This window comes from Streptacidiphilus neutrinimicus (genome assembly GCF_000787815.1).
GTDB classification, from domain to species: domain Bacteria; phylum Actinomycetota; class Actinomycetes; order Streptomycetales; family Streptomycetaceae; genus Streptacidiphilus; species Streptacidiphilus neutrinimicus.
Map to the genome: position 1 here is coordinate 214,180 of NZ_BBPO01000003.1, position 26,058 is coordinate 240,237.

The 26,058-nt window shown below is 72.8% G+C and carries 25 protein-coding genes; 22 read left to right on the forward strand and 3 right to left on the reverse strand.

The features are described from left to right. Complete coding sequence (locus TR48_RS03995; RefSeq protein ID WP_042364408.1) at positions 1 to 1,386, forward strand: replication-associated recombination protein A; 1,386 nt, start codon at positions 1 to 3, stop codon at positions 1,384 to 1,386. Here the strand turns inward: TR48_RS03995 and TR48_RS04000 are convergent. Beyond that, positions 1,351 to 2,805, reverse strand: coding sequence for an amidase (locus TR48_RS04000; RefSeq protein WP_042364409.1), 1,455 nt, complete (start codon positions 2,803 to 2,805; stop codon positions 1,351 to 1,353). The genes TR48_RS03995 and TR48_RS04000 overlap by 36 nt on opposite strands. Positions 2,806 to 3,204: 399 nt before the next feature. On the opposite strand from TR48_RS04000, the gene rpsD reads away from it, so the two are divergent. Next, the gene (rpsD, locus tag TR48_RS04005; RefSeq protein WP_042364410.1) at positions 3,205 to 3,819 is read left to right on the forward strand and encodes a 30S ribosomal protein S4; all 615 of its coding nucleotides are present in this window, start codon (positions 3,205 to 3,207) and stop codon (positions 3,817 to 3,819) included. On the opposite strand, the gene TR48_RS04010 is transcribed toward rpsD, so the two are convergent. After that, positions 3,807 to 5,969: an ATP-binding protein gene (locus tag TR48_RS04010; RefSeq protein ID WP_042364411.1), complete on the reverse strand. Its 2,163-nt coding sequence runs from the start codon at positions 5,967 to 5,969 to the stop codon at positions 3,807 to 3,809. The genes rpsD and TR48_RS04010 overlap by 13 nt on opposite strands. A gap of 245 nt (positions 5,970 to 6,214) precedes the next feature. Between TR48_RS04010 and TR48_RS04015 the strand changes: the two genes are divergently transcribed. The 11 genes from TR48_RS04015 (at position 6,215) to TR48_RS04065 (ending at position 17,264) form a co-directional block, all read left to right on the forward strand. Then, positions 6,215 to 6,700, forward strand: a complete 486-nt coding sequence (locus tag TR48_RS04015; protein ID WP_042364412.1) for a DUF948 domain-containing protein — start codon at positions 6,215 to 6,217, stop codon at positions 6,698 to 6,700. 4 nt (positions 6,701 to 6,704) lie between these two features. Continuing rightward, on the forward strand, positions 6,705 to 7,109 hold the full coding sequence (locus TR48_RS38580) for a DUF6167 family protein (protein WP_052442381.1): 405 nt from the start codon (positions 6,705 to 6,707) through the stop codon (positions 7,107 to 7,109). Next, a complete protein-coding gene (gene alaS / locus TR48_RS04025; RefSeq protein WP_042364413.1) occupies positions 7,109 to 9,781 on the forward strand; it encodes an alanine--tRNA ligase in 2,673 nt (890 codons plus the stop codon). The genes TR48_RS38580 and alaS overlap by 1 nt, the downstream gene beginning before the upstream one ends. 20 nt (positions 9,782 to 9,801) lie before the next feature. Next, positions 9,802 to 10,269, forward strand: a complete 468-nt coding sequence (gene ruvX, locus TR48_RS04030) for a Holliday junction resolvase RuvX (RefSeq protein ID WP_042364414.1) — start codon at positions 9,802 to 9,804, stop codon at positions 10,267 to 10,269. Positions 10,270 to 10,480: 211 nt separating this feature from the next. Beyond that, positions 10,481 to 12,172 carry an endolytic transglycosylase MltG gene (mltG, locus tag TR48_RS04035; RefSeq protein WP_052442382.1) on the forward strand — a complete coding sequence of 564 codons (1,692 nt, stop codon included), beginning with the start codon at positions 10,481 to 10,483 and terminating at the stop codon, positions 12,170 to 12,172. Next, positions 12,163 to 12,993 carry a shikimate dehydrogenase gene (locus TR48_RS04040; protein ID WP_042364415.1) on the forward strand — a complete coding sequence of 277 codons (831 nt, stop codon included), beginning with the start codon at positions 12,163 to 12,165 and terminating at the stop codon, positions 12,991 to 12,993. The genes mltG and TR48_RS04040 overlap by 10 nt, the downstream gene beginning before the upstream one ends. Positions 12,994 to 13,296: 303 nt before the next feature. After that, positions 13,297 to 14,481: a chorismate synthase gene (gene aroC / locus TR48_RS04045; RefSeq protein ID WP_152627779.1), complete on the forward strand. Its 1,185-nt coding sequence runs from the start codon at positions 13,297 to 13,299 to the stop codon at positions 14,479 to 14,481. After that, a complete protein-coding gene (locus TR48_RS04050; RefSeq protein WP_042364416.1) occupies positions 14,481 to 14,996 on the forward strand; it encodes a shikimate kinase in 516 nt (171 codons plus the stop codon). Before aroC ends, TR48_RS04050 begins: the two co-directional genes overlap by 1 nt. Further along, a complete protein-coding gene (gene aroB / locus TR48_RS04055) occupies positions 14,993 to 16,084 on the forward strand; it encodes a 3-dehydroquinate synthase (RefSeq protein WP_042364417.1) in 1,092 nt (363 codons plus the stop codon). The genes TR48_RS04050 and aroB overlap by 4 nt, the downstream gene beginning before the upstream one ends. Continuing rightward, on the forward strand, positions 16,084 to 16,521 hold the full coding sequence (gene aroQ / locus TR48_RS04060; RefSeq protein WP_042364418.1) for a type II 3-dehydroquinate dehydratase: 438 nt from the start codon (positions 16,084 to 16,086) through the stop codon (positions 16,519 to 16,521). The genes aroB and aroQ overlap by 1 nt, the downstream gene beginning before the upstream one ends. 47 nt (positions 16,522 to 16,568) lie before the next feature. Then, positions 16,569 to 17,264 carry an AAA family ATPase gene (locus TR48_RS04065; protein WP_042364419.1) on the forward strand — a complete coding sequence of 232 codons (696 nt, stop codon included), beginning with the start codon at positions 16,569 to 16,571 and terminating at the stop codon, positions 17,262 to 17,264. Here the strand turns inward: TR48_RS04065 and TR48_RS04070 are convergent. Next, positions 17,261 to 17,668, reverse strand: a complete 408-nt coding sequence (locus TR48_RS04070; protein ID WP_084728747.1) for a DUF5958 family protein — start codon at positions 17,666 to 17,668, stop codon at positions 17,261 to 17,263. The genes TR48_RS04065 and TR48_RS04070 overlap by 4 nt on opposite strands. Before the next feature lie 98 nt (positions 17,669 to 17,766). Between TR48_RS04070 and TR48_RS04075 the strand changes: the two genes are divergently transcribed. From TR48_RS04075 to TR48_RS04115, 9 genes are all read left to right on the forward strand, one after another. Then, positions 17,767 to 18,852 (forward strand): M24 family metallopeptidase, encoded by a 1,086-nt coding sequence (locus tag TR48_RS04075; RefSeq protein WP_042364420.1) that lies wholly within the window; start codon positions 17,767 to 17,769, stop codon positions 18,850 to 18,852. Between the two features lie 95 nt (positions 18,853 to 18,947). Further along, positions 18,948 to 19,514 carry an elongation factor P gene (efp, locus tag TR48_RS04080; protein ID WP_042364421.1) on the forward strand — a complete coding sequence of 189 codons (567 nt, stop codon included), beginning with the start codon at positions 18,948 to 18,950 and terminating at the stop codon, positions 19,512 to 19,514. Between the two features lie 2 nt (positions 19,515 to 19,516). Then, positions 19,517 to 19,957 carry a transcription antitermination factor NusB gene (nusB, locus tag TR48_RS04085; protein WP_042364422.1) on the forward strand — a complete coding sequence of 147 codons (441 nt, stop codon included), beginning with the start codon at positions 19,517 to 19,519 and terminating at the stop codon, positions 19,955 to 19,957. Positions 19,958 to 20,212: 255 nt separating this feature from the next. Next, the gene (locus TR48_RS04090) at positions 20,213 to 21,058 is read left to right on the forward strand and encodes a DUF8829 domain-containing protein (RefSeq protein ID WP_042364423.1); all 846 of its coding nucleotides are present in this window, start codon (positions 20,213 to 20,215) and stop codon (positions 21,056 to 21,058) included. 117 nt (positions 21,059 to 21,175) lie between these two features. Further along, entirely contained in the window at positions 21,176 to 22,240 is a 1,065-nt protein-coding gene (locus TR48_RS04095; protein ID WP_084728748.1) for a glutathione S-transferase family protein, read from the forward strand. Between the two features lie 14 nt (positions 22,241 to 22,254). After that, a complete protein-coding gene (locus TR48_RS04100) occupies positions 22,255 to 23,406 on the forward strand; it encodes an NAD(P)/FAD-dependent oxidoreductase (protein WP_084728749.1) in 1,152 nt (383 codons plus the stop codon). Continuing rightward, entirely contained in the window at positions 23,403 to 23,714 is a 312-nt protein-coding gene (locus TR48_RS04105) for a (2Fe-2S)-binding protein (RefSeq protein WP_042364424.1), read from the forward strand. Before TR48_RS04100 ends, TR48_RS04105 begins: the two co-directional genes overlap by 4 nt. Then, on the forward strand, positions 23,698 to 25,158 hold the full coding sequence (locus tag TR48_RS04110) for an FAD/NAD(P)-dependent oxidoreductase (RefSeq protein WP_042364425.1): 1,461 nt from the start codon (positions 23,698 to 23,700) through the stop codon (positions 25,156 to 25,158). The genes TR48_RS04105 and TR48_RS04110 overlap by 17 nt, the downstream gene beginning before the upstream one ends. After that, positions 25,145 to 26,047, forward strand: a complete 903-nt coding sequence (locus TR48_RS04115; RefSeq protein WP_042364426.1) for a dihydrodipicolinate synthase family protein — start codon at positions 25,145 to 25,147, stop codon at positions 26,045 to 26,047. The genes TR48_RS04110 and TR48_RS04115 overlap by 14 nt, the downstream gene beginning before the upstream one ends. Positions 26,048 to 26,058 lie beyond the last annotated feature (11 nt).

A 26,058-nucleotide genomic window follows, 5' to 3' on the forward strand; every position in this document is an offset into this window, starting at 1 on the left:
GTGGAGCCAGACCTGTTCACCGCTGCAGCCGAGGAGATCCAGGCCAAGGAGCCCGGTCGCGCGCCCCTTGCGGTGCGGATGCGGCCGCGTTCCCTGGACGAGGTCGCGGGGCAGCGGCACCTGCTGAGGCCCGGCTCGCCGTTGCGGAGACTCGTCGCCGCGACGAGCGGGCCCGCCGCGACGTCCTCGGTGATCCTGTGGGGGCCGCCCGGGACGGGCAAGACCACGCTCGCGTACGTGATCAGCCAGGCCACCGACCGGCGGTTCGTCGAGCTCTCCGCGATCACCGCCGGGGTCAAGGAGGTCCGCGCGGTCATCGAGGGCGCGCGGCGGGCCGTGGGGACGAGCGGCAAGGAGACGGTCCTCTTCCTCGACGAGATCCACCGCTTCTCCAAGGCGCAGCAGGACAGTCTGCTGCCCGCGGTCGAGAACCGCTGGGTGACGCTGATCGCCGCGACCACGGAGAACCCGTACTTCTCGGTGATCTCCCCGCTGCTCTCCCGCTCGCTGCTGCTGACGCTGGAGTCGCTGACCGACGACGACATCCGCGCCCTGCTGCGCCGCGCGGTCACGGACGAGCGGGGGCTGGACGGCGCCGTCGAGCTCGCCGAGGAGGCGCAGGAGCACCTGGTGCGGATCGCGGGCGGCGACGCCCGCAAGGCGCTGACCTCACTGGAGGCCGCCGCCGGGGCCGCGATCGAGGAGCGGTTGGGGACGGTCACGCTCGAGCTGACCGAGTCCGCCGTCAACCGTGCCGCCGTCCGCTACGACAAGGACGGCGACCAGCACTACGACGTCGCCAGCGCGCTGATCAAGTCGATCCGGGGCAGCGACGTCGACGCGGCGCTGCACTACCTCGCCCGGATGATCGAGGCGGGCGAGGACCCGCGCTTCATCGCTCGGCGGCTGATGATCTCCGCCAGCGAGGACATCGGCGTCGCCGACCCTCACGCGCTGCCGACGGCCGTCGCCGCCGCGCAGGCCGTGGCGATGATCGGCTTCCCGGAGGCGTCGCTGACGCTGTCGCACGCGGTGATCGCCCTCGCCCTCGCGCCGAAGTCGAACTCCGCGACGATCGCCATCGGCGAGGCGCTCGCCGACGTCCGCGCCGGGCTGGCCGGCGCGGTGCCGGCGCATCTGCGGGACGGGCACTACGCGGGGGCGAAGAAGCTCGGCCACGCGCAGGGCTACGTCTATCCGCACGACCTCCCGGAGGGCATCGCGGCCCAGCAGTACGCGCCGGACACGGTGCAGGGCAAGCAGTACTACCGTCCGACCCGTCACGGCGCGGAGGCCCGGTACGCCGACGCGGTCAGCTGGACCCGAGCCCGGCTGCGCGGGGAGAGCGGCTCAGACGAGCGGTCCGACGAGCGGCCGCCGTCCTGAGACGTAGGCCCACGGCCGCGCCTCCTCGACCGCCGCGCCGACGCGGAACACCGTCGCGTCGTCGTAGCTGCGCCCGACGATCTGCACGCCCGTCGGCACGCCGTTCGCCGCGAAGCCCGAGGGGACGGAGAGGACCGGGCAGCGCGAGCAGATGTTGAACCCGATGGTCATCGCCATCGCCATGTAGTGGTCCTGCTCGACGCCCGCGATGGACAGCCGGGTCTCGGTGTACTCCTCGTCCGCGGCCAGCGCCGGGACGGCCGTGGTGGGGCAGAGCAGCGCGTCGTGGCGCTCCAGCACGGCGCCGAGCTCGGCGTAGAGACGGCCCTCCAGCTCCAGCCCCTCCAGGAAGCCGGTCTCGCGGGCGGCCCGCGCCGCCCGTTCGGCGAAGGCGCGGGTGTAGCCGTTGAGCTGTTCGGGCGCCTCGGCGGCCGCCTGGCCGATCGACGGTCCGAAGATCGCGCCGAAGTGCGCCCACGCGGCGCGGTCGAGCAGCTCGCGGGTCCACCCGAGGGTGACCTCCTCGACCACCGCGCCCGCGCCGCGCAGCGCGTCGGCGACGGCGCGCGTGTTCGCCTCGACGTCCGCGTCGAGCACGTAGTCGCCCAGGGTGAGGCAGAGCGCGATGCGCATCCCGGCGACCCCGGCCGCGCCCTGGTACTCCCACGGCACCTCGACCTTGGGCCGCAGCGAGACGACGTCGCCGGCCCAGGGCCCGGCGATGGTGTTCTGCAGCAGCGCGGTGTCCGCGACGGTGCGGGCCATCGGGCCGTCGTGGCAGTAGGTGTCGAGGTTGAACGGCGGCATCGCCGGGACCCGGCCGTAGGGCGGCTTGAACCCGACGACGCCGTTGAACGACGCGGGGATCCGGATCGACCCGCCGATGTCGGAGCCCGTCGCGAGCGGCGCGTTCCCGGCCGCGAGGGCCGCGCCGGAGCCGCCGGAGGAGCCGCCGCAGGAGTGTCCGAGCGACCACGGGTTGCGGGTGACGCCCCAGAGCTTGGACTGCGTGAAGGCGGCGCAGCAGAACTCGGGCGTGGTGGTCCGGGCGTGGACGATTCCGCCTGCGCCCCGGATCCGCTGGATCACCGGGTGGGTCTCCGTCGCGACCTCGTCCGCCAGCAGCAGGGAACCCTCGCTGCAGACGCGGCCGGCGATGGGGTGCTCGTCCTTCGCCGCCACCGGGAGCCCCTCCAGCGCACGCGGGGCGGGGCCGTGGCCGACATAGCGCCGCTCCGCCTCGCGCGCGGCGGCGAGGCCCTCCTCGAAGAGCCGCTCGCTGAGGCAGTTGACGTCGGGCTCGGTGCGTTCGGCCCGCGCGATCACGGCTTCCATGAGCTCGACGGGGGAGAGCCGCCGCGCACGGAACGCGCGCAGGGCGTCGGTCGCGGGGAGGTAGGCGAGTTCGGTTGCGTCCATGCCGGACACCTTCGCCGCGTGCCGACGGCGATGTCAATAGCGTTGACAATGACGATGACACACGAGAAGCAGGGCCGTGTCGGTCCGGGCCTCCCAGATCCCGTAGACTTTCCCGAGCGAGACGTCCCGTGAGCGCATCGTCAGATGCGACATCACCGGCGGGGCGTCATACAGGCCGCCCGCGGGCAACCGCGGACGGCAGGAGCGTTGCGCACCCTTCGGGTGTCGCGTGCAGCCCACCACCCCTCGGGTCGGTGGGCCACTCGCGTGCAGCACGTTGTGCCCGGTCCCGGGAGCGGCTGCCGGCCTGCCTTCACGGTGGGACGGTTTCCCGGACCGCGAGAGGCGACCTCCTTCAACAGCGGTGAGCCAGTAAACAACCGAAAGAGGTAATGGTTCATGGCGAACCAGAAGCGCCCCAAGGTCAAGATTGCCCGTGCACTGGGCATTCCGCTGACCCCGAAGTCCGTCAAGTACTTCGAGGCCCGCCCGTACCCGCCGGGGCAGCACGGCCGTGGCCGCAAGCAGAACTCGGACTACAAGGTCCGTCTGGTCGAGAAGCAGCGTCTGCGCGCCCAGTACGACCTGTCCGAGACCCAGCTCTCCCGTGCGTTCGACCGTGCCCGCAAGGTCGAGGGCAAGACCGGTGAGGCGCTGGTCGCTCTGCTGGAGACCCGTCTCGACGCCCTGGTCCTGCGTTCGGGCATCGCCCGCACCATCTACCAGGCCCGCCAGATGGTCGTCCACGGCCACATCGAGGTCAACGGCCAGAAGGTCAACCGCCCGTCGTACCAGATGAAGCCCGGCTTTGTCGTCACGGTCCGCGAGCGTTCCAAGGAGAAGACCCCGTTCGTCGTCGCCCGTGAGGGTGGCAACGCGGGTGAGGGTCAGACCGCCAAGTACCTCGAGGTCAACCTGAAGGCCCTGGCCTTCCGTCTGGACCGCCTGCCCCAGCGGCGTGAGGTTCCGGTCATCTGCGACGAGCAGCTCGTCGTCGAGTACTACTCGCGCTGACCCGCGAGCGGTTCTCGCAGCGCCCCCACGGCCGACCGGCCGTGGGGGCGCTGTGCTGTTCCGGCCCGCTCGGCGGGCCGCTGCTCCAGGGCGCGGCCGACGAGCTCGTCCAAGTCCAGCGTGGTGCCCCGGCGGAACGCCTCGGCGGCCTCGACCTCCCGCAGCCCCGCCCGGACGCGCCGCGCGCACGCCTCGTGGGCGGCGTTGAAGCTGGACGAGCCGAAGAGCGGCACCCCGACCGAACGCCACACGGTGTGCGCGGCGCCCTGCAGCGTGGCCGCCTCCCGCAGGTCGCCGGGTGTGCCGTCGGCCTCCGGCTCGGTGGCGAGGAGGGCCAGCAGCTCCACCCCGAGGACCAGGCCGACCAGGTCGCGGAAGGCGTGGTTCAGCCGGACGCACTCGCGCGCCCGGACCCGCGCCTGCGCGAGGTCGCCCACGGCCCAGGCCGCGTACGCGGACGCGAAGAGGCCGTACGCGTAGGCCCAGCGCTCGCCGAAGCGCTCGCACTCGACCAGCACCTTGGCGATCCACGCCGCGCCGGTGGCCGCGTCGCCGCGGAAGGTGTGCGCGAGGCCCAGCTCGAACATGCCCATCAGCACGTTGCTGTTCAGCTCGCCGAGCTGGTCGTAGTGCCACAGGGCCTCGTCGAACAGGGCCACCGCGCGGTCGAGGTCGTCGGCGATCAGGGCGGCGCAGCCCTGGCGGTGGACGGCGTAGGCGAGCGCCCGGTCGTCGCCGGTGTCCAGAGCCTGCCGCCGGCACTCCTCCAGCAGCCGCAGCGCGTGCAGCCGGTCGCCCTGGAGGATCGACAGGTAGCCGGTGACCCAGAGCGCCTTGGCCCGCGCCTCTGTCGGCTCCGGGGCGAGCTGCAGCGCGCGGTCCAGCCAGACCCGGCCCTCGCCCAGGTGGCCGCAGCCGACCCAGAAGTACCACAGGGTGCCCGCGAGGAAGAGCGCCAACTGCTCCTCGCCCGGGTCGGTGAGGCAGTACTCCAGCGCGGCGCGCAGGTTGCTGTGCGCGCCCTGGGTGCGCGCCGAGGTCTCCAGCTGACGCGGACTGAACCACTCGACCTCGCCCCAGGTGGCCAGGCCCAGGTACCAGTCGCGATGGCGACGGCGCAGCAGGCTCTCCGCCTCGGAGGCGCGCAGCCACCCGAGGCCGTACTCGCGCACCGTGTCGAGCAGTCGGTAGCGGGCCTGGCCGTCCGCGAGCCCCGGCAGCCGCAGCACCACCGACTTGGCGACCAGCGCGCCGAGCACCTCCAGCACCTCGTCGGCGGTGATGCCCTGACCGGCGCAGACGTACTGTGCGGCGTCGAGGTCGAAGGCGCCGACGAAGACCGAGAGGCGGCCCCAGAGCAGGCGCTCCTGCGGTGAGCACAGCTCGTGGCTCCAGCCGATGGCGGTGCGCAGCGTCTGGTGGCGCGGGAGCGCCCCGCGGGCGCCGCCGGTGAGCAGCGCGAAGCGGTCGTCGAGCCGCTCGGTGATCTGCGGGACGGACAGCACCGACAGCCGTCCGGCCGCCAGTTCGAGCGCGAGCGGGATGCCGTCCAGGCGACGGCAGAGCGCGACGACCTGCTCGGAGTTGTCGGCCGTGACGGCGAAGCCGGGGAGCACGGCCGCGGCCCGCTGCGCGAACAGCGTCACCGCGTCGGCCTGCGGCCCCTCGGTGGGCAGCGGCGCGAGCGGCAGCCGCTGCTCGCCCTCGACGCCCAACGGCTCGCGGCTGCTCACCAGCACCTTCAGCCCCGGTGCGGCCGCGAGCAGGCCCGCGACCAGCGGCGCGGCCTCCTCGACGAGGTGCTCGCAGCCGTCGAGCACGAGCAGCAGACGGCGCGGGGCGAGGTAGTCCCGCAGCACCTCCCGCGCCGGGCGGGCGGTGCCGTCGGTGAGCCGCAGCGCCTCGGCGACGGTGTGGCCGAGCAGCGCCGGATCGGTCAGCTCGGCGCAAGGGACCAGCCACGCGCCGTCAGCGAAGTCCGGCTCGGCCGCCGCGGCGGCGCGCAGGGCGAGCCGGCTCTTGCCGACCCCGCCGGCGCCCACGACCGTCACCAGCCGGACGCGGCGCAGCATCCGCTGCGCCATGGCCAGCTCGACCCGGCGACCCACGAAACCGGTCAGCTCGGCGGGCAGATTTCCGGTGCCTGGCACGGGACCCCCTTCGGAGGTGAACGCTCCCCTGGACGGCCCAACGAGCTGACTGATCGGTAGGTTACGTCCGCCGGTCGCGCGGGCGGCGGAATCCGTCGTTGCCCGGGCGGCTCCGCGCGTTCGGTGATATAGATGCGCGAGCAGCCACATGCGGGTCGGCGTGCCGGTCGCGCGGTCGGGATTAGTCCTCCTGGCGCGATAGGGTTTCGCAGATAGACCAGCTTTTGCTGCGAGGGAGCGCCAAGGTGTCGGGTGGAGAGGTTGCAGGCCTCGTCGTCGCCGTCTTCTGGGCGGTGCTGGTCACTCTCCTGGCCGTGGTGCTGGTGCGCCTCGCGCGGGCCCTGCGGGAGGCGACCGTCCTGGTCGAGGCGGTGACCGAGCGGGCCGTGCCGCTGCTCGACGAGGCGGCGGAGACGTTGCGCGCCGCGAACGACCAGCTCGTGCGCGTCGACGCGATCACCGCGGACGTCCAGGACGCCGCCGCGAACGCGCAGGCGCTCTCCTCGACGATGGCCGCGACCCTCGGCGGACCCCTGGTCAAGCTGTCCGCGTTCAGCTACGGCGTACGCAGCGCCGTGGCGAAGCAGCGCGCCGCCGGGCGTCCCGACAAGTACGTCCCGCACCAGTCGGAGCGGGAGATCATCGAACGGATGGTGAAGGCCGAGGTGCAGCGGGCGACGGTGCGTCGCAACGGCCTGCTGCGCCTGGTGGGCCTCGGAAGGAGGGGCTGAGCCGATGCGCAGGATCTTCTGGATGGCGGTGGGCGCCGGCGCCACCCTCTGGACCATCAACAAGGCCAACCGCGTGGCACGTTCGCTCACCCCGGGCGGCGTGGCCGAGGGCGCGGCCCTCGGATCGCTCGAAGTCGGCCGCGCCGTGCGGAACTTCAAGGACGAGGTGCGGGCCGGCATGCTCCAGCGCGAGCTCCAGCTGAACCGTCAACTCGGCCTCGACGGCAGCGTGCTGGCGACGCCTGGTTACTCCGAGGACGCCCGCGTGCTGCGCGCCGCCGCCGTCCGCTCCGCGCTGCCGCCCGGCAGCGCGCGCACCACCCCCGTGCCCGTCGAGGACGAACGGGCGCCACTCGCTCTGCAGAACCAGAACACCCCTGCCAAGCTCGACCGGAATGAGGACCTGTAATGGAGTCGGCTGAGATCCGCCGCCGCTGGCTGCGCTTCTTCGAGGAGCGCGGCCACACCGTCGTCCCCTCGGCGTCGCTCATCGCCGACGACCCCACCCTGCTGCTGGTCCCGGCCGGCATGGTGCCGTTCAAGCCCTACTTCCTGGGTGAGGTCAAGCCGCCCTTCCCGCGCGCCACCAGCGTGCAGAAGTGCGTGCGCACGCCGGACATCGAGGAGGTCGGCAAGACTACCCGCCACGGCACCTTCTTCCAGATGTGCGGCAACTTCTCCTTCGGCGACTACTTCAAGGAAGGGGCCATCAAGTACGCGTGGGAGCTGCTGACCTCCTCCGTCGCCGACGGCGGCTACGGCCTGGACCCGGAGCGCCTGTGGGTCACCGTCTACCTGGACGACGACGAGGCCGAGCAGATCTGGCGTGACGTGATCGGCGTGCCCGCCGAGCGCATCCAGCGTCTGGGCAAGAAGGACAACTTCTGGTCCATGGGCGTCCCGGGCCCCTGCGGCCCGTGCTCGGAGATCAACTACGACCGCGGCCCGGAGTTCGGCGTCGAGGGCGGCCCGGCCGTCAACGACGAGCGCTACGTGGAGATCTGGAACCTGGTCTTCATGCAGTACGAGCGCGGCGCGGGCGACGGCAAGGAGGACTTCCCGATCCTGGGCGACCTCCCGGCCAAGAACATCGACACGGGCCTCGGCATGGAGCGCCTGGCGATGATCCTCCAGGACGTCCGCAACATGTACGAGACGGACACCCTGCGCGTCGTCATCGACAAGGCCACCGAGCTGACCGGTGTCCACTACGGCGCCGCCCACAACTCGGACGTCTCGCTGCGCGTGGTCGCCGACCACATGCGCACCTCCGCCATGCTCATCGGCGACGGCGTCACCCCCGGCAACGAGGGCCGCGGTTACGTGCTGCGCCGCATCATGCGTCGTGCCATCCGCAACATGCGCATCCTCGGCGCCACCGGCCCGGTCGTCGAGCAGCTGCTCGACGTCGTGATCACCACGATGGGCCAGCAGTACCCGGAGCTGATCACCGACCGCAAGCGCATCGAGACCGTCGCGCTCGCCGAGGAGGCCACCTTCCTCAAGACGCTGCGCGCGGGCACCAACATCCTCGACACGGCGATCACCGAGACCCGCTCCGGCGGCGGCACGGTGCTGTCCGGCGAGAACGCCTTCCAGCTGCACGACACCTACGGCTTCCCGATCGACCTCACCCTGGAGATCGCGGCCGAACAGGGCGTCTCCGTCGACGAGGACGGCTTCCGCCGCCTGATGAAGGAGCAGCGCGACCGCGCCAAGGCCGACGCCCGGGCGAAGAAGACCGGCCACGCCGATGTCCAGGCCTACCGGTCCATCGCCGACACCGCGGGCGAGTCCGAGTTCACCGGCTACACGCACAACGCGAACGAGGCGTCCGTCGTCGGCCTGCTCGTCGACGGCGTTCCCGCGCCGGCCGCCTCCGAGGGCGACGACGTCGAGGTCGTCCTCGACCGCACCCCCTTCTACGCCGAGGGCGGTGGCCAGCTCGCCGACCACGGCCGGATCAAGACCGACACCGGCGCCGTCATCAACATCCACGACGTGCAGAAGCCGGTCCCCGGCGTCGTCGTGCACAAGGGCGTCGTGCAGGTCGGCGAGGTCACCGTCGGGGCCCCGGTCCACGCCGAGATCGACGTGCGCCGCCGCCGGGCCATCGCCCGCGCCCACAGCGCCACCCACCTGACCCACCAGGCGCTGCGCGACGCGCTCGGCCCGACGGCCGCCCAGGCCGGTTCGGAGAACTCCCCGGGCCGCTTCCGCTTCGACTTCGGCTCGCCGACCGCCGTCCCCGGCACGGTGCTGACCGACGTCGAGCAGAAGATCAACGAGGTGCTGGCCCGCGAGCTGGACGTCACCGCCGAGATCATGGGCATCGACGAGGCCAAGAAGCAGGGCGCCATCGCCGAGTTCGGTGAGAAGTACGGCGAGAAGGTCCGCGTCGTCACCATCGGTGACTTCTCCAAGGAGCTCTGCGGCGGCACGCACGTCGCGAACACCGCCCAGCTGGGTCTGGTGAAGCTGCTCGGCGAGTCCTCCATTGGCTCCGGCGTGCGCCGTGTCGAGGCGCTGGTCGGCGTGGACGCCTACAACTTCCTCGCCCGTGAGCACACGGTCGTCGCCCAGCTGACCGAGCTGGTCAAGGGCCGTCCGGAGGAGCTGCCGGAGAAGATCTCCGGCATGCTCGTGAAGCTCAAGGACGCCGAGAAGGAGATCGAGCGCTTCCGCGCCGAGAAGGTGCTCCAGGCCGCCGCCGGGTTGGCCGAGGGCGCCGAGGACGTGCGCGGCGCGGCGCTGGTCACCGGCCAGGTGCCGGACGGAACCGGCGCCGACGACCTGCGCAAGCTGGTCCTGGACGTGCGCAACCGCGTCGGCCAGGGCGGGCGCGCCGCCGTCGTCGCGCTGTTCACCGTCGCGAACGGCCGTCCGCTGACCGTCATCGCCACCAACGAGGCCGCCCGCGAGCGCGGCATCAAGGCCGGCGAGCTGGTCCGCGCGGCTGCCAAGACCCTCGGCGGCGGCGGTGGCGGCAAGGACGACGTCGCCCAGGGCGGCGGCCAGGACGCGACCGCGGTGCCGCAGGCTGTCGAGGCCGTGCGCGCGCTGGTCGCCGAGAAGGCCTGAGGCGCGCGGCGTTGAGTTCCATGCGTCGAGGACGCCGGATCGCCGTGGACGTCGGCGACGCCCGGATCGGGGTCGCGAGCTGCGACCCCGACGGGCTGCTGGCCACCCCGGTGGAGACGGTCCCGGCAGGTAAGAAGTCCCTCGGACGGCTCACGGCCATCGTCGAGGAGTACGAGGCGATCGAGGTCGTCGTCGGGCTGCCGCGCTCGCTCAGCGGGCGCGAGGGGCCGGCCGCGGCCAAGGTCCGCGACTACGCGGCCCAGCTGGCCGGCCGGGTGTACCCCGTGCCGGTGCGGCTGGTCGACGAGCGGATGACGACGGTCACCGCGACGGCGGGGATGCGCGCCGCCGGGGTGAAGTCCAGGCAGGGTCGCTCCCGGATCGACCAGGCCGCGGCCGTGGTGATCCTGCAGAGCGCGCTGGAGACCGAGAAGACCAGCGGACGTCCTCCCGGCGAAACCGTCCAACCGGCGGCCGAGGGGCGGTAGGCTGACGCCGATTCAAGGGGGTCCACCACCAGGTGGGCCCCCTTCGTCACTGTGAGCGACGTGTTGTGAAGCTCGCGTGGTCCGGACGTGCCCGTCGGAGCCGGTTCGGCTTCGGTCGGGTAACGTTCCGTCCACGCGAGCCCATGGGCACGCCGGTTCGAATCACAGCAGCGAACCCACCTGCCGAAATTCGCCGAATCCGAGGGGACGCATGACCGACCAGGGCCGGGGCTACGGCTCCGAACCGTGGGGCCAGGCCGGCTCGTACGGTGGACAGGGCGGGTACCAGCCACAAGGCTCCTACCCTCAGGGACAGCAGCCGCAACAGCCGTACCCCTACGGTCAGCAGCCGCCGCAGCAGCCGTACGGCCAGCCGCAGCAGCCGCAGTACCCCGGCTACCCGCAGGGTCCCTACGGCACCGGACAGCAGCCGGTGTACCCCGGTCAGCCCTACCCGGGCCAGCAGCCCCAGGCCCCCTACGGCCAGCCGCAGCAGCCGCAGTACCCCGGCCAGCAACAGCCGTACGGTGAGCCGCAGCAGCAGCCCCGGCCGCCGCAGCCGCCGCAGCGCCCGCGTCCGCAGGACCCGCCGCCGTCCGGCCCGGGGCCGGACGGGATCGACTGGGTCGCCGAGGCCGCGAAGCTCGAGGCCGAGGCGCGCGGCGAGGCGCCCGCCGAGAACGGGCACGGCGCGGAGAGCTACTCCGACGAGGACGTCTACGTCGAGGAGCGCGAGGACGGCGAGGAGGAGTACGTCCCGTTCCTCTCCGACGAGGACGACAGCCGCAGCGGCCGCCGCAAGGACGAGGCGAAGGGCCGCAAGGAGCGCAAGCGCAGCGGGGTCGCCTGTCTCGGCGTCACGGTGCTGCTGCTCGGCCTGATCGGCGGCGGCGGGTACTTCGGCTACACCTACTACGAGAGCCACTACGGCGCGCCCGCGGACTTCACGGGCGACGGCACCACCGACGTCCAGGTGCAGGTCCCCGACGGGGCGACCGGCTGGACGATCGCGAACACCCTCAAGACCGCCGGTGTCGTCGAGACCGCGCAGGCCTTCGTCGACGCCTACAACGCGGACGTCAAGACCGCCTCCACCATCCAGCCGGGCTTCTACACCCTGAAGCTGCGGATGTCGGCCGCGTCGGCCCTGAAGGAGCTCGAGGCGCAGGCCGGCGGCGAGGTCGTCATCATCCCGGAGGGCATGACGGCCAAGTCGATCTACGCGAAGGTCGACCAGGCGCTCAAGGTGGCCCCGGGCACCACGGCCAAGGCGGCCAAGGACGACGCCTCCCAGCTCGGGCTGCCGTCGGAGGCGAACGGGAACCCCGAGGGCTTCCTGTGGCCGACGCGCTACTCGATCGCCAAGGGCATGAAGCCGATCGACCTGCTCAAGCAGATGGTCGACCAGACCAAGTCCGAGATCCAGGCGATGAACCTGGACACGGCGGGCAAGAGCGCCAACCTCAACAGCGCCTACGACGTGCTGAAGGAGGCGAGCATCCTGCAGGCCGAGGGCAACAACGTCGCCGACTTCGGCAAGATCGCGCGCGTCCTGTACAACCGCCTCAACACCAACGTCACCTGGGGACGGCTGGAGCTGGACACCCCGCTCCAGTACTACCTGGGCAGCAAGACCTTCACCAACGCCCAGAAGGCCAGCTCCGCCGGCGGCTACAACACCTACGTGATCAAGGGCCTGCCGCCGACGCCCATCGACAACCCGGGCCAGGCCGCCATCCAGGCGGTGCTGAACCCGACGCAGGGCAACTGGGCCTACTTCGTCGCGGTCGACACCAACGACACCCGCTTCTCCGCCACCTGGGCCCAGTTCCTCAACGACGTCCAGGCCTACTGCGCCAAGCACGGCCAGAACGTCAACCGCACCACGGGCCAGTGCCAGTGAGGCGGGCCGCGGTCCTCGGGTCGCCGATCGCGCACTCGCTCTCGCCGGTGCTGCACAACGCCGCGTACGCGGCGCTGGGCCTGGAGGGGGAGTGGCAGTACGGCCGCTTCGAGGTGGACGAGGACGCGCTGCCCGGCTTCCTCTCTGGCCTCGACGTGGCGGGGGAGGGCTGGGCGGGCCTCTCGCTCACCATGCCGTTGAAGCGCGCCGTGATCCCCCTGCTGGACGAGGTCTCGGCCGGTGCGCTGGCCGTGGACGCGGTCAACACCGTCGTCTTCCACCCGGACGGCCGTCGCACCGGCGACAACACGGACGTGCCCGGCCTGGTGGCGGCGCTGCGCGAGCGCGGCGTGGAGAAGGTCGCCTCGGCGGCGGTCCTCGGCGCGGGGGCGACGGCGTCCTCGGCGCTGGCCGCGCTCGGGCAGGTCTGCGACGGCCCCGTGCTCGCCTTCGTGCGCGGCCCCGAGCGCGCCGCGCAGATGCGGGCTCTCGGCGAGCGGCTCGGCGTGGACGTCGTCCCCGAGGAGTGGGACCGCGCGACCATGGCGTTCGACGCGGAGCTGGTCATCTCGACGACGCCCGCGGGCGCGACGGACCACCTCGCCGAGGCGGTCCCGGAGCAACCGGGCGCGCTGTTCGACGTGCTGTACCACCCGTGGCCCACGCCTCTCGCCGCGGCCTGGGCCCGCCGCGACGGCGTGGTCCTGGGCGGGCTTGACCTGCTGGTGCACCAGGCGGTCCTGCAGTTCCGCGCCTTCACCGGCCTGGCCGACGCGGACGTGGTGGACGCGATGCGCGCGGCGGGGCAGGCAGCCCTGTAGCTGCACTCTCCAGGGGTGCGGGGCGCTGCTGATCTGCGGCTCCGCCGCGCGGGCGCGACAAGCCACCCACCCAGTGGCAGGCCGAACGCGCAGGGCCATCCACCCCCGGCCTTCGGCCGGGGGCGCCCCCACGCGGGTGGTTGCTGGCGCAGCTCCCCGCGCCCCTGGTCGTGCGTGGCTCCTCGCCTGCGCAATCCTCGCGCCCCTAGCGGGGCTCACTTACTGGACGGATTCTGCCCTTGCCCCTGCGACGTGGGAGGATCGCCGGTAAGGGATCCGCACTCTCGGGATAGGAGCACACCCTTGGGAACGCTGCGCTGGCTGACGGCCGGGGAGTCGCACGGCCCGGCACTCGTCGCGACGCTGGAGGGGCTCCCGGCCGGGGTGCCCGTCACCACCGAGATGGTGTCCGAGGCCCTGGCGCGGCGGCGGCTGGGCTACGGCCGTGGCGCGCGGATGAAGTTCGAGCAGGACGTCGTGACCTTCCTCGGCGGCGTCCGGCACGGGCTGACCCTGGGCTCGCCGGTCGCGGTCATGGTCGGCAACACCGAGTGGCCCAAGTGGGAGCAGGTCATGTCGGCCGACCCGGTCGACCCGGAGATCCTCGCGGGCCTCGCCCGCAACGAGGCGCTGACGCGCCCGCGGCCGGGGCACGCCGACCTGGCCGGCATGCAGAAGTACTCCCTCGACGAGGCCCGGCCGATCCTGGAGCGCGCCTCCGCGCGTGAGACCGCCGCGCGCGTCGCGCTCGGCACGGTGGCCCGCTCGTACCTGAAGGAGACGACGGGCATCGAGATCGTCTCGCACGTCGTCGAGCTCGGCGCGGCCAAGGCCCCGGCCGGGGTGATCCCGGTTCCGGCCGACGAGGCGCGGCTGGACGAGGACCCGGTGCGCTGCCTGGACGCCGACGCGTCGAAGGCGATGGTCGCCGAGATCGACCAGGCCCACAAGGACGGCGACACGCTCGGTGGCGTCGTCGAGGTGCTGGCCTACGGCGTGCCGGTCGGCCTCGGCTCGCACGTGCACTGGGACCGCCGCCTGGACGCACGCCTCGCGGCCGCGCTGATGGGCATTCAGGCGATCAAGGGCGTCGAGGTCGGCGACGGCTTCGAGCTGGCAAGGATCCCGGGCTCCCAGGCGCACGACGAGATCGTGAACACCCCCGAAGGCGTCCGTCGCCTCTCCGGCCGCTCGGGCGGTACCGAGGGCGGCCTCTCCACCGGCGAGCTGCTGCGGGTGCGTGCCGCGATGAAGCCGATCGCGACCGTGCCGCGCGCGCTGGCGACGATCGACACCCGCACCGGCGAGGCGGCCAAGGCGCACCACCAGCGTTCCGACGTCTGCGCCGTCCCGGCCGCCGGCATCGTCGCGGAGGCGATGGTGGCCCTGGTCCTCGCGGACGCGGTCGCGGAGAAGTTCGGCGGCGACAACGTCAGCGAGACCCGCCGCAACGTCCAGGGCTACCTCGACCACCTGGTCGTGAAGTAGTGGCCCACCCGGTGGTGATCCTGGTCGGCCCGCCCGGGGCCGGGAAGAGCTCGGTCGGGCTGCTGCTGGCCGAGCGGCTGGGCGTCGGCTTCCGGGACACCGACGCCGACATCGTCACCGTCGCGGGCAAGCCGATCGCCGACATCTTCGTCGACGAGGGCGAGCCGCACTTCCGCGCGCTGGAGGCGGCGGCCGTCCGCACGGCCGTCGCCGAGCACCCCGGCGTGCTGGCGCTGGGCGGCGGCGCGGTGATGCGCGCGGAGACCGAGGAGCTGCTGCACGGGCTGCCGGTGGTCTTCCTCGACGTGGCCCTGCACGACGCGGTCAAGCGCGTCGGCCTGGACGCGCCGCGCCCGCTGCTGGTGGGCAACCCGCGCGCCCGTTGGCGCGAACTGATGGAGCAGCGCCGCCCCGTGTACACGCGGGTGGCACAAGCCGTGGTCGACACGGCAGGGTTGACGCCGGATCAGGTGGCCGACGCGGTCCTCGACGCACTGGAGCTGAACAAGTCGTGAGTGACGACATCAAGAAGATCCGGGTCGGCGCGAGCGGCGGGGCCGAGCCCTACGACGTGCTGATCGGGCATCAGCTGCTCGGCGAGCTGCCGGTGCTGATCGGCGGCGCCGCGCAGCGCGTCGCGGTGATCCACCCCGAGGCGCTGGCCGCGACCGGCGAGGCGATCCGCGACGACCTGGCCGCGCAGGGCTACCAGGCCATCGCGCTGCAGGTGCCGAACGCGGAGGAGGCCAAGTCGGCCGAGGTCGCCGCCTACTGCTGGTCCGTGCTGGGCCAGACGGGCTTCACCCGCACCGACGTCATCGTCGGCGTCGGCGGCGGCGCGACGACCGATCTGGCCGGGTTCGTGGCCGCGACCTGGCTGCGCGGCGTGCGTTGGATCTCTGTCCCGACGACGCTGCTGGGCATGGTCGACGCGGCCGTCGGCGGAAAGACCGGCATCAACATCGCCGAGGGCAAGAACCTCGTCGGCGCGTTCCACCCGCCGGTGGGTGTACTCGCCGACCTGGACACGCTGCAGACCGTGCCGCGCCACGACTACGTCAGCGGTCTGGCCGAGGTCATCAAGACCGGCTTCATCGCCGACCCGGTCATCCTGGACCTCGTCGAGGCCGACCCGGAGGGCGCCCGCACCCCCGACGGCCCGCACACCGCGGAGCTGATCGAGCGCTCCATCAAGGTGAAGGCGGAGGTCGTCTCCAACGACCTGCGCGAGTCCGGCCTGCGCGAGATCCTCAACTACGGCCACACGCTGGCGCACGCGATCGAGCGCAACGAGCGGTACAAGTGGCGCCACGGCGCGGCCGTGAGCGTGGGCATGGTCTTCGCCGCCGAACTTGGCCGTCTGGCGGGCCGGTTGGACGACGCGACGGCCGAGCGGCACAAGGCCGTGCTGGCCTCGGTGGGCCTGCCGCTCACCTACAAGGCGGACGCCTGGCCCAAGCTGCTGGAGACGATGAAGCTGGACAAGAAGTCCCGCGCCGACCGGCTGCGCTTCATCGTCCTGGACGGGCTGGCCAAGCCCGCGATCCTGGAGGCCCCGGACCCGTCGCTGCTGGTCGCGGCGTACGCCGAGGTGGCGGGCTGATGCCGCAGCCGCAGAAGGTGCTGGTGCTGAACGGCCCGAACCTGGGCCGTCTCGGCTCGCGCGAGCCGGACGTCTACGGCGCGACGTCCTACGCCGGCCTGGTCGAGCGCTGCACCAAGCTCGGCGCGGAGCTGGGATTCGAGGTCGAGGTCCGGGAGACCAACGACGAGGGCGAGATGATCCGCTGGCTGCACGAGGCGGCCGACGGCAGGCTCCCCGTCGTCATCAACCCCGGCGCGTTCACCCACTACTCCTACGGCATGCGGGACGCCGCGTCGCAGCGGACCGCGCCGCTGATCGAGGTGCACATCTCCAACCCGCACGCGCGCGAGGAGTTCCGGCACACCTCGGTGATCTCGGCGGTGGCGAGCGGCACCATCGCCGGGTTCGGCATCGGGTCGTACGAGCTGGCTCTGCGGGCGCTCGCCGAGCAGTGATCGTTCCTGCTGGGGGACGGTATCGTCGTCCTCCGGGAGGTGACCGGATGTCAGAGAGCCAGAACGGCTACTACGGGGGCAGCCTGCCGCCTCCGGCGGCGGGGCCGCCGAGGGCCACGCTGTCGCTGCGCGCCCTGCCGGAGTCGGCGGCGACGGGCCAGTTCGTCCTGCCCGCTCCCGCGGCGCCCCCGGGGGCTCCCGGCCCGCTCGCGGTCCTCCTGATCGGCCCCGCGGGCGCGGGCAAGACCTCCGTCGCCCGCTACTGGGCCGATCTGCGGCCCACCACCACCGCGCACATCAGCCTCGACGACGTCCGCGAATGGGTCCGCGCGGGCTTCGCCAGCCCTCAGGCCGGCTGGAACGACCAGTCCGAGGGCCAGTACCGCCTCGCCCGCAGGACCTGCGGGTTCGCGGCGCGCAACTACCTCGTCAACGGGATCTCCTGCATCATCGACGACGCGGTCTTCCCGGACTTCCCCGCCGTGGGGCTGGGCGGCTGGAAGCGCCACGTGGGCCCGCAGTTGACCCCCGTCGTCCTCCTCCCCGGCCTCGACGTGGTCCTGGCCCGCAACGCCCAGCGCAGCGGCAACCGCAGACTGCCGGACGACCAGGTCGCCGCCATCCACGGCCGCATGTCCGGCTGGTACGGCTCCGGCCTCCCCATCATCGACAACTCGCGCCTGGACGTCCCCGCCACGGCAGCCGCCCTGGACTCCGTCCTGACGCAGTCGCTGAGGCGCTAGTTGTGCCACGCGTGGTGGCAGGCGCCTCGGCAGTGCGTGTGCCGGCGGCGGGTGTCGGCGACGGAGAAGGCCGCGACGAGGACGCGGAAGGCGTTGAGGTGTTCGTCGGCGGGGAGAGCGGCGAAGCCGTGGCGAGGCGGGTCCATACAGATCATCACCGAAGGGTTGGCGGTGGACTTCACGCCGGAGCGGGCGACTCCCGCGAGTCCCTCTGCCGAGGTGACGTGCGTCTGCAGCGCGTAACCGGAGAGCTGCTGCAGGACGGCCTGCCGTCCCACCGGGGGGAGTGCGGAGAACCAGGCGGCCCCGTCCTCCACGGTGCGGCGCCCCTGGGCGATCTCGTTGACGACCCGCTCGGCCTCGCGCCGAAGGGCGCTCCGGTTCTCGCCGCTCATCCCCTGCATCGCCTGATCGTTCCACAACGCCGCACGGACGCACGGTGACCGATGTGCCAGGTGGTGCCCGACAGGCGGTAACGGGCGGGCGAGCCTAGCCTCGGAGCATGGGCGAGGTGTTCTCCGAGCGGCGTGAGCGGCTGCGTGAGCGGTGCAGTGGAGCTGGGGTCGACGGCGCGCTGGTGAGCGCGCCGGCGAACGTGCGGTGGCTGACCGGTGTGGCCGGCGCCGAAGCGTTGCTGCTGGAGCGCGACCGCGCGCTGATCTGCGTGTCGCACGCGGCGCGCGAGCGCGAGGCGGGGCTGGAGGAACTGGTCCTCGCGCCCGGACAGGACCCCGCCGTCGCCGCGGCGCACGCCGCGACCGCTGAGCTGCTGGGCGTCGAGGAGCACGATCTGACCGTGGCCAGGCACCGTGCCGTCTCCGAGGCCGCGCGCTGCCGCCTGCGGGACCTGCACCATTCGGTGGAGCAGCTCAGGGTCGTCAAGGACGAGCAGGAGCTCGGCTGCCTGCGGGTCGCCGCGGAGATCGCGGACCAGGCGCTGGGGGAGCTGCTGGAGTCGATCCTGGTCGGGCGCAGCGAACGTCACCTCGCGATGGAGCTGGAGCGGCGGATGGTCGACCACGGCGCGGACGGACCGGCCTTCCCGGTCCGCGTCGGCGCCGGGGACCACTCCGGACGGGCCCGGCATCTGCCGGGGGACCGGCGGGTGGAAGAGGGGGACTTCCTCACCGTCTCGCTCGGCGCCTGCTACCGGGGGTACCGGTCCTGCGCGACGCGCACCTTCGTGGTGGGGCTCGCACCCCAGGAGTGGCAGGTCGAGCTGCACGGCGTCGTCTTCGCGGCCCAGCGCGCGGCCCGTGAGGCGCTGGCTGTCGGCTCCTCGCTGGACGACTGCGCGCGGGCGGCCGGCCGGGAGCTGGAGGCGCGCGGGTACCCGCCCGAACTGGACGAGGGCGTCGGCCACGGGGTCGGTCTCGACGTCGACGAGGAGCCTCGCCCCGGGGCCTTGGAACCGTGGCCTGGCGAATTCGGTAAGCTTGAGAGCCGTGTGCCGGTCACTGTCGGGCTGGGAGTAGCGCTCCCGGGTCGCGGCGGGGTCCGGATCGAGGACACGCTCGTCGTCCGTCCTTCCGAGGACGGGGGGCCCGAGCTGCTCACCATCACGACCAAGGAGCTCCTCGCCCTGTGATTCCGGGTCCGCCCGGGGCCGCAGGACACGTGACTTGGTTCCTTGACAAGCTACTAGCGACATACAGCTAGCGAATTCCAGAAGTTAGGGCGACTGTGGCTTCCACCAACGACCTGAAGAACGGCATGGTGCTCAAGCTCGACAACGACCAGCTGTGGTCCGTCGTCGAGTTCCAGCACGTGAAGCCCGGCAAGGGCCCGGCCTTCGTGCGCACCAAGCTCAAGCACGTGCTGTCGGGCAAGGTCGTCGACAAGACCTTCAACGCCGGCGTGAAGGTCGAGACGGCCAACGTCGACAAGCGCACGATGCAGTTCTCCTACAAGGACGGCGAGCAGTTCGTGTTCATGGACATGGACACCTACGAGCAGACGCACGTCGACCCCGCGGTCGTCGGCGACGCCGCCAAGTTCCTGCTCGAGGGCTTCGACGCGCTCGTGGCCGTCTACGAGGGCGCCCCGCTCTACATCGAGCTCCCGGCCGCCGTCGAGCTGGTCGTCGAGTTCACCGAGCCGGGCCTGCAGGGCGACCGTTCCACCGGCGGTACCAAGCCGGCTCGCCTGGAGACCGGCGCCGAGGTCGGCGTCCCGCTCTTCATCAACCAGGGCGAGAAGATCAAGGTCGACACCCGCACCGGTGACTACCTCGGCCGGGTGAACTCCTAACCGTGGCGACCGCGCGTAACAAGGCCAGGACCAAGGCCTTCCAGATCATCTTCGAGGCCGACCACAGGGGCGTGAAGCCCACGCTGGTCCTCGCCGAGTGGGTGGCGCGCGCCCGCAGCGGGGAGGAGGGCGTGCCGCAGGTCCCGGAGTACACCCAGGACCTGGTCGAGGGCTACGGCCGGCATGCCGCCCGGATCGACGACCTGATCTCCACCTACGCCGTGGGCTGGACGCTCGACCGGATGCCGATCGTGGACCGCAACGTGCTGCGGCTCGGGGCCTACGAGCTGATCTGGGAGGACTCCGTCCCGGACCCGGTGGTCCTGGACGAGTTCGTGGAGATGGCCAAGGACTTCTCCACCGACGAGTCCCCGTCCTTCGTCAACGGACTGCTGGCCCGGTTGATGGAGCTCAAGCCCTCGCTGCGCGTCGCGCGCGACTGAGCGCCGCCTGTAGGACTGTCGAAAGGCGCCCTGCCGCTCCCGCAAGGGAGCGCGGGGCGCCTTCGTCGTCCCTGAGCCGTCGCCCCCGAAACGATGGGCTGAGGTGGCCCGCTGCTTGGCCCGTTGCTCCATTCGGGATCACGGATGGTGACGAGTCTGTGACACATGGTGCGCATGGGGGGCATATGACGGGGGAGGACGAGGAGCGTGACGCCCCGACGGGCGCACCCCGACCGTCCAACCTGGGAGGCTTCCATGACCAAGCACCTTCGTCCGCGCAGCCCCCGTCCCGCCGTCTGCCACGCGTCCGCGCGCGTCATCACGCCGCGCGACCGTCGCCGCTGCACCACGTCGTCCCCGGCGGCGACCTCCCGGCGCAAGCCCACCATGGTCGGCGTCGTGACCAACCGTGCGGACTTCGAGCGTCTGATCGCCGAGGGCTGCACCACCTACACGGCCTACGCCGACTACCTGCGCGACGTCGACGCGCTGCTGGTCGGACTGGGCCGGGACGGCGTCGAGGTGCGCGGGCGCGCCTTCTCCCCGGCCGACTTCGACGACTACTGCGCGCAGCAGGGCCTGTCGCCGGCGGACGGCGACAGTCACCTCGTCTACACCGCCGACCCGGTGGCCGAGGACGAGTGGGTCCGCTGGGACGGTGAGCCGCTGGCGGAGTTCCTGCTGCGCCTCGACCGCGCCCACGAGCGCGGTCTCGTCCGCCGCCGCCTCGACGGCATGCTCGCCGAGACCGCCGAGGCGGCGCTGACCGGTCAGTTCCCCGAGCAGTTGCTGCGAATCGCCTACGCCCGCGGTGCGGAGGCCCTGCGCGGCTTCCTGCTCCGCGCGGGCGTCGGCTCGTTCACGGCGGTGTGCAGTGTCTTCGAGCCGGAGATGCCCGTCTTCGCCTGGGCGGACCTGCTGCTGGAGGAGGGCGGTGTGCTGCGCATCGACGACGAGGACCTCGACCTGCTGTGCGAGGTGCTGTGCGTCGGACACGCGCTGCAGCTGCCGGGGGTGCTGACCCTGTCCGGCAACTGCCCGGAGCGCGGTGAGGTGGGCTGGGAGTGGACCTTCGACGGTGAGTCCTTCCGCCGGGTCTGAGACGCCGTCAACCGCCCTCGCCTCGTCCACCCGGTCTCGAGCGGGAAGCGGCACCGTGTCAGGTCCGTACTGCGCTCGCGGTGGTCGGGCGCGGCCTGGCAGAGGAGAGCGAGACGCATGAACGTCGACCAGAGCCCACCCCGCGACCTCGTCCGTGCTCCGCAGCACTTCCGCACCCGGATCACCGCCGACGGCCGCGAGGGCCTGCCGGTCGAGGCGGGCCGGTACCGGCTGGTGGTCAGCCTCGCCTGTCCCTGGGCACACCGGGTGGTCATCACCCGCCGCCTGCTGGGGCTGGAGGGGGCGATCTCGCTGGCGGTGGCCGATCCGGTGCAGGAGCTGGTCGACGGGGAGTACCAGTGGGTGTTCACCGAGGAGGTCGGCGCTCCGGGCGGGCTGGACCCGGTCCTCGGCATCCACGCGCTGCGCGAGGCGTATCTCGCGGCCGAGCCCGACTACACCGGCGGCATCAGCGTTCCCGCCCTCGTGGACACCACGACGGGCAAGGTGGTCAGCAACGACTTCGCCAACCTCACCCTCGACCTCGGCTCCCAGTGGCGGGCGCTGCACCGGCCCGGCGCGCCGGACCTCTACCCCGAGCCGCTGCGCGAGGAGATCGACGCCCTGGCGGAGGAGATCTACCGTGACGTCAACAACGCGGTGTACCGGGCGGGGTTCGCGCGGGCGCAGGAGTTCTACGACCGGGCGGTGACCGCGCTGTTCGACCGGCTCGACGCGCTGGAGGAGCGGCTGAGCACCCGTCGCTACCTGCTCGGCGACCGGCTGACCGAAGCCGACGTCCGGCTCTGGCCCACGCTGATCCGCTTCGACGCCGTCTACCACGGTCACTTCAAGTGCAACATTCGCAAGATCTCGGAGTACCCCGCGCTGTGGGGTTACACCCGCGACCTGTTCCAGACGCCGGGCTTCGGCGACACGGTCGACTTCGACCACATCCGCCGTCACTACTACTACGTCCACCACATGATCAACCCCAGCCGGATCGTGGCTCACGGCCCTGACCCGGCCACGCTGCTCACCCCGCACGGCCGGGAGGCCCTCGGCGGCAGCCCGTTCGGCCCGGACGGCACGCCGCCGGCCGTGCGCGCCGCGCTGCGCATGCACCCCTGCGTCCCGACGGAATGGCCGGCGCGGGGGATTGTCCGAGGGAATGCTGTGTGACATATTACTGAGCTGTGGCAAGGGTTCCTCTCTACGACGTGGTCGTCATCGGCGCCGGAATGATCGGCGCGGCTTGCGCGGACGCGCTGGCCCGGCGCGGCATGCGGGTCGCGGTCCTCGACCGCGGGCCGGTCGTCGGCGGGACGACCGGCGCCGGCGAGGGGAACCTGCTCGTCTCCGACAAGGGCCCGGGGCCGGAGTTGGAGCTGGCGGTCGAGAGCCTGCGGCTCTGGCGTGAGCTGGCCGAGGACCTCGGCCCGCGCGCGCTGGAGTACGAGCCCAAGGGCGGGCTGGTGGTGGCCCGCGACCGGCAGGCCTTCACCGAGCTCCAGGCCTCGGCCCGGCTCCAGTGCCTCTCCGGCGTCACGACCGTCGAGGTTCCCGCCGACGCGCTGGGGGAGCTGGAGCCGCACCTCGCCCCCGGCCTGGCCGGAGGCGTCCACTACCCGCAGGACGCCCAGGTGCAGCCGGCCCTCGCGGCGGCGGCGCTGCTGCGGCGCGCCCGCGACACAGGCCGTGTTCACCTGCTCGCCGCGACCACCGTCACCGGCCTGTCCGAGGGGCGGGTGGAGACGGACGCGCACGGGACGCTCCTCTGCGCGTCGGTGGTCAACGCGGCCGGGACCTGGAGCGGGGAGATCGCCGCCCTGGCCGGAGCGACCCTCCCGGTGCTGCCTCGACGCGGCTTCGTCCTGGTGACCGAGCCGCTGCCGCCGCTGGTCCGCCACAAGGTCTACGCGGCCGACTACGTCGCCGACGTCGCCAGTGGCTCCGCCGACCTGCAGAGCTCCGCCGTGGTCGAGGGGACGGCCGCCGGGCCGGTGCTGATCGGGGCCAGCAGGGAGCGGGTCGGCTTCGACCGCGGTCTCTCCGTGCCGGTGCTGGCACGCCTGGCCGCGCAGGCGGCGGAGCTGTTCCCGGCGCTGCGCGAGGTGCGGGTGCTGCGCGCCTACCGCGGATTCCGGCCCTATCTGCCCGACCACCTGCCCGCGATCGGGCCCGATCCGGAACGGCCGTGGCTGTTCCAGGCGTGCGGCCACGAGGGCGCGGGCATCGGCCTGGCCCCGGCGACCGCCCGCCTCGTCGCCCAACTTCTGGACGGAGAGCAGCCGTTCATGGACCCGGCGCCCTTCGGCCCCGGGCGCTTCGGAAAGGAGCAGGCGTGAGACGCGGTCCGCTGGACCTGGTGCGGGCCAGGCCCGAGACCCCCTTCGAGTTCAGCTTCGACGGCGAGCCGGTCACCGCGCTGCCCGGCCAGACCGTGGCCGCCGCGCTGTGGCAGGCCGGACACCTCGCTTGGCGGCGCACCCGCCTCGGCGACCGGCCGCGCGGCGCGTTCTGCGGCATGGGCGCCTGCTACGACTGCCTGGTCGAACTCGACGGCACCCCCAACGTCCGCGCCTGCCTGGCCCCGGTGCGGCCCGGCGCGCTGGTCCGCACGCAGCGAGGGGACGGCCATGGCGAACTCCGCTGACGCCGTGGACGGCCACGACCTCGGCGACCGCCACGAGCGCTACGACCTCGCCGTCGTCGGCGCCGGGCCCGCCGGGCTGGCGGCCGCCGCGGCCGCCGCCGAGCACGGCGTCCGCGTCGCGCTGCTCGACAGCGCGCCGTGGCCCGGCGGGCAGTTCTATCGGCAGCCCGCCGCCGAACTGCGCGCCTCCCGCCCGCAGGCGCTGCACCACCACTGGCCGGCGTTCCAGCGCCTGCTCGCGCGCCTCGACGTCGCCCGCGAGCGCGTCACGCTGCTGGCCGACCACCATGTCTGGTCCGTGACAGGCGGGTCGGGCGCCTTCGCGGTGCGCGCGCTGACCGGGCCGGACCAGCGACAGGCCCGGCAGCTGACCGCACGTCAGGTGCTCTTCGCCACCGGCGCGCATGAACGGCAACTGCCGTTCCCCGGCTGGACCCTGCCCGGCGTCGTCGGGGCGGGCGGCGCGCAGGCCATGCTCAAGGCGGGGCTGGTGCTGCCCGGCCGCCACGTCGTGGTCGCGGGCAGCGGGCCGTTGCTGCTCGCGGTCGCTTCCTGTCTGGTCACGGCCGGAGCGACGGTCCCGCTGGTGGCCGAGGCCGCCGACTACCTCGGCTACGCCCGCGGTGCGCGCGTCCTGGCCGCCAACCCCGGCAAGCTGGTCGAGGGCGCCCAGCACGGCGCGACACTGCTGCGGCACGGCGTCCGCCTCCGTCCGCGCACCGCCGTCGTGGCCGCGCACGGAACCGACCGCGTCGAGGCGGTGACCCTCGGCCGCCTCGACGCAGCCTGGCGGCCTGTACCCGGGAGCGAGTGGCGCGTCCCGTGCGACGCCGTAGCCGTCGGGCACGGGCTGGTGCCGCAGTTGGAGCTGCCGCTCGAACTCGGCTGCCGCACACGGCGTCTGCCGGACGGCAGCGCCGCTCTCGTGGTCGACGCCGCGCAGCGCACCAGCGTGCCCGGCGTCTGGGCGGCCGGGGAGAGCACCGGTGTGGGCGGCGTCCAACTCGCTGTCACCGAAGGCGAGCTGGCGGGCCTGGCCGTCGCTGGGCAGACCGCCGCGCCGCGCGAACTGCTGCGGCGACGAGCCAGGCAGCGCGCCTTCGCCGAGCTCATGGCCGCGCGACACGCCCCGGGCGGCGGGTGGACACAGTGGCTCGACGACGCCACCGAAGTCTGCCGGTGCGAGGAGGTGACGGCACGCCAGGTCAGGGACGCCGTCAGCGAGCTGGGCGCTCCGGACCAACGGACCGTCAAACTCCTCACCCGTGCGGGCATGGGCTGGTGCCAGGCCCGCATGTGCGGCCCGGCCGTCGCCCGGCTCTGCGGCGCGCACGACGACGGCGCGCCCACCCGCCCTCTGTCCACCCCCGTGCCGCTGGGCCTGCTGGCCGAGTGCGACACCCCCGCACCCCCCTCCGAAGGAGCCCCCGATGACCACCCCTGAGCGCCGGGCCCCCTGGCACGGCATCATGGTCGCCACCGCCCTGCCGTTCCACGACGACGGTTCCGTCGACTACGACGCCTACGCCGAACATGTCGCCTGGCTCGTCGCCAACGGCTGTGACGGCGTCGTCCCCAACGGCTCGCTCGGCGAGTACCAGACCCTGACGGACGCCGAACGCGCCGAGGTCGTGCGAGTGGCCGTCGAGGCAGCGGGCGACGGCGGTCGCGTCATGGCCGGGACGGCCGCGTACGGGTCCGCGGAGTCGCGCAGATGGGCCGAGCAGGCGGCGGAGGCGGGCTGCGGCTCCGTCCTGCAGCTCCCGCCGAACGCCTACCGCGCGGAGCGGGAGGCCGTGCTGGCCCACTACGCGGAGGTCGCGAAGGCGGGCCTGCCCGTCGTCGCCTACAACAACCCGCACGACACCCGCGTCGACCTCGTCCCCTCCCTGTTGGCGGAGCTGCACGCGGCCGGGCACATCGTCGCGGTCAAGGAGTTCAGCGGCGACGTCCGCCGGGCCTACGAGATCGCCGAACTCGCCCCCGGACTGGACCTGCTGGTCGGCGCGGACGACGTGCTGCTGGAGCTGGCGCTGGCCGGCGCGGTCGGCTGGGTGGCCGGCTACCCGAACGCCCTGCCGACCGCGTGCGCCGAGCTGTACCGCGCGGCGGTGGCGGGCGAGTTGGCGGTGGCGCTGCCGCGCTACCGCCAACTGCACCCGCTGCTGCGCTGGGACTCCCGCACGGAGTTCGTCCAGGCCATCAAGCTCTCCATGGACCTTGCCGGCCGCAAGGGCGGCCCCTGCCGGCCGCCCCGCGGCCCCCTGACGGGCGAAGCCCTGAAGGCCGTGACCCTGGCCACCGAGAACGCTTTGGCCGAGGGACTGCGGTAAGTACCTCAGGG

What these genes read in the sequence shown, in the direction of transcription:
- TR48_RS04000 (WP_042364409.1), bottom strand. Translation starts at nt 2,805, where the DNA reads ATGGACGCAACCGAACTCGCCTACCTCCCCGCGACCGACGCCCTGCGC.
- rpsD (WP_042364410.1), top strand. Translation starts at nt 3,205, where the DNA reads ATGGCGAACCAGAAGCGCCCCAAGGTCAAGATTGCCCGTGCACTGGGC.
- TR48_RS38580 (WP_052442381.1), top strand. Translation starts at nt 6,705, where the DNA reads ATGCGCAGGATCTTCTGGATGGCGGTGGGCGCCGGCGCCACCCTCTGG.
- alaS (WP_042364413.1), top strand. Translation starts at nt 7,109, where the DNA reads ATGGAGTCGGCTGAGATCCGCCGCCGCTGGCTGCGCTTCTTCGAGGAG.
- ruvX (WP_042364414.1), top strand. Translation starts at nt 9,802, where the DNA reads ATGCGTCGAGGACGCCGGATCGCCGTGGACGTCGGCGACGCCCGGATC.
- mltG (WP_052442382.1), top strand. Translation starts at nt 10,481, where the DNA reads ATGACCGACCAGGGCCGGGGCTACGGCTCCGAACCGTGGGGCCAGGCC.
- aroQ (WP_042364418.1), top strand. Translation starts at nt 16,084, where the DNA reads ATGCCGCAGCCGCAGAAGGTGCTGGTGCTGAACGGCCCGAACCTGGGC.
- TR48_RS04065 (WP_042364419.1), top strand. Translation starts at nt 16,569, where the DNA reads ATGTCAGAGAGCCAGAACGGCTACTACGGGGGCAGCCTGCCGCCTCCG.
- TR48_RS04070 (WP_084728747.1), bottom strand. Translation starts at nt 17,668, where the DNA reads ATGCAGGGGATGAGCGGCGAGAACCGGAGCGCCCTTCGGCGCGAGGCC.
- TR48_RS04075 (WP_042364420.1), top strand. Translation starts at nt 17,767, where the DNA reads ATGGGCGAGGTGTTCTCCGAGCGGCGTGAGCGGCTGCGTGAGCGGTGC.
- TR48_RS04090 (WP_042364423.1), top strand. Translation starts at nt 20,213, where the DNA reads ATGACCAAGCACCTTCGTCCGCGCAGCCCCCGTCCCGCCGTCTGCCAC.
- TR48_RS04095 (WP_084728748.1), top strand. Translation starts at nt 21,176, where the DNA reads ATGAACGTCGACCAGAGCCCACCCCGCGACCTCGTCCGTGCTCCGCAG.
- TR48_RS04110 (WP_042364425.1), top strand. Translation starts at nt 23,698, where the DNA reads ATGGCGAACTCCGCTGACGCCGTGGACGGCCACGACCTCGGCGACCGC.
- TR48_RS04115 (WP_042364426.1), top strand. Translation starts at nt 25,145, where the DNA reads ATGACCACCCCTGAGCGCCGGGCCCCCTGGCACGGCATCATGGTCGCC.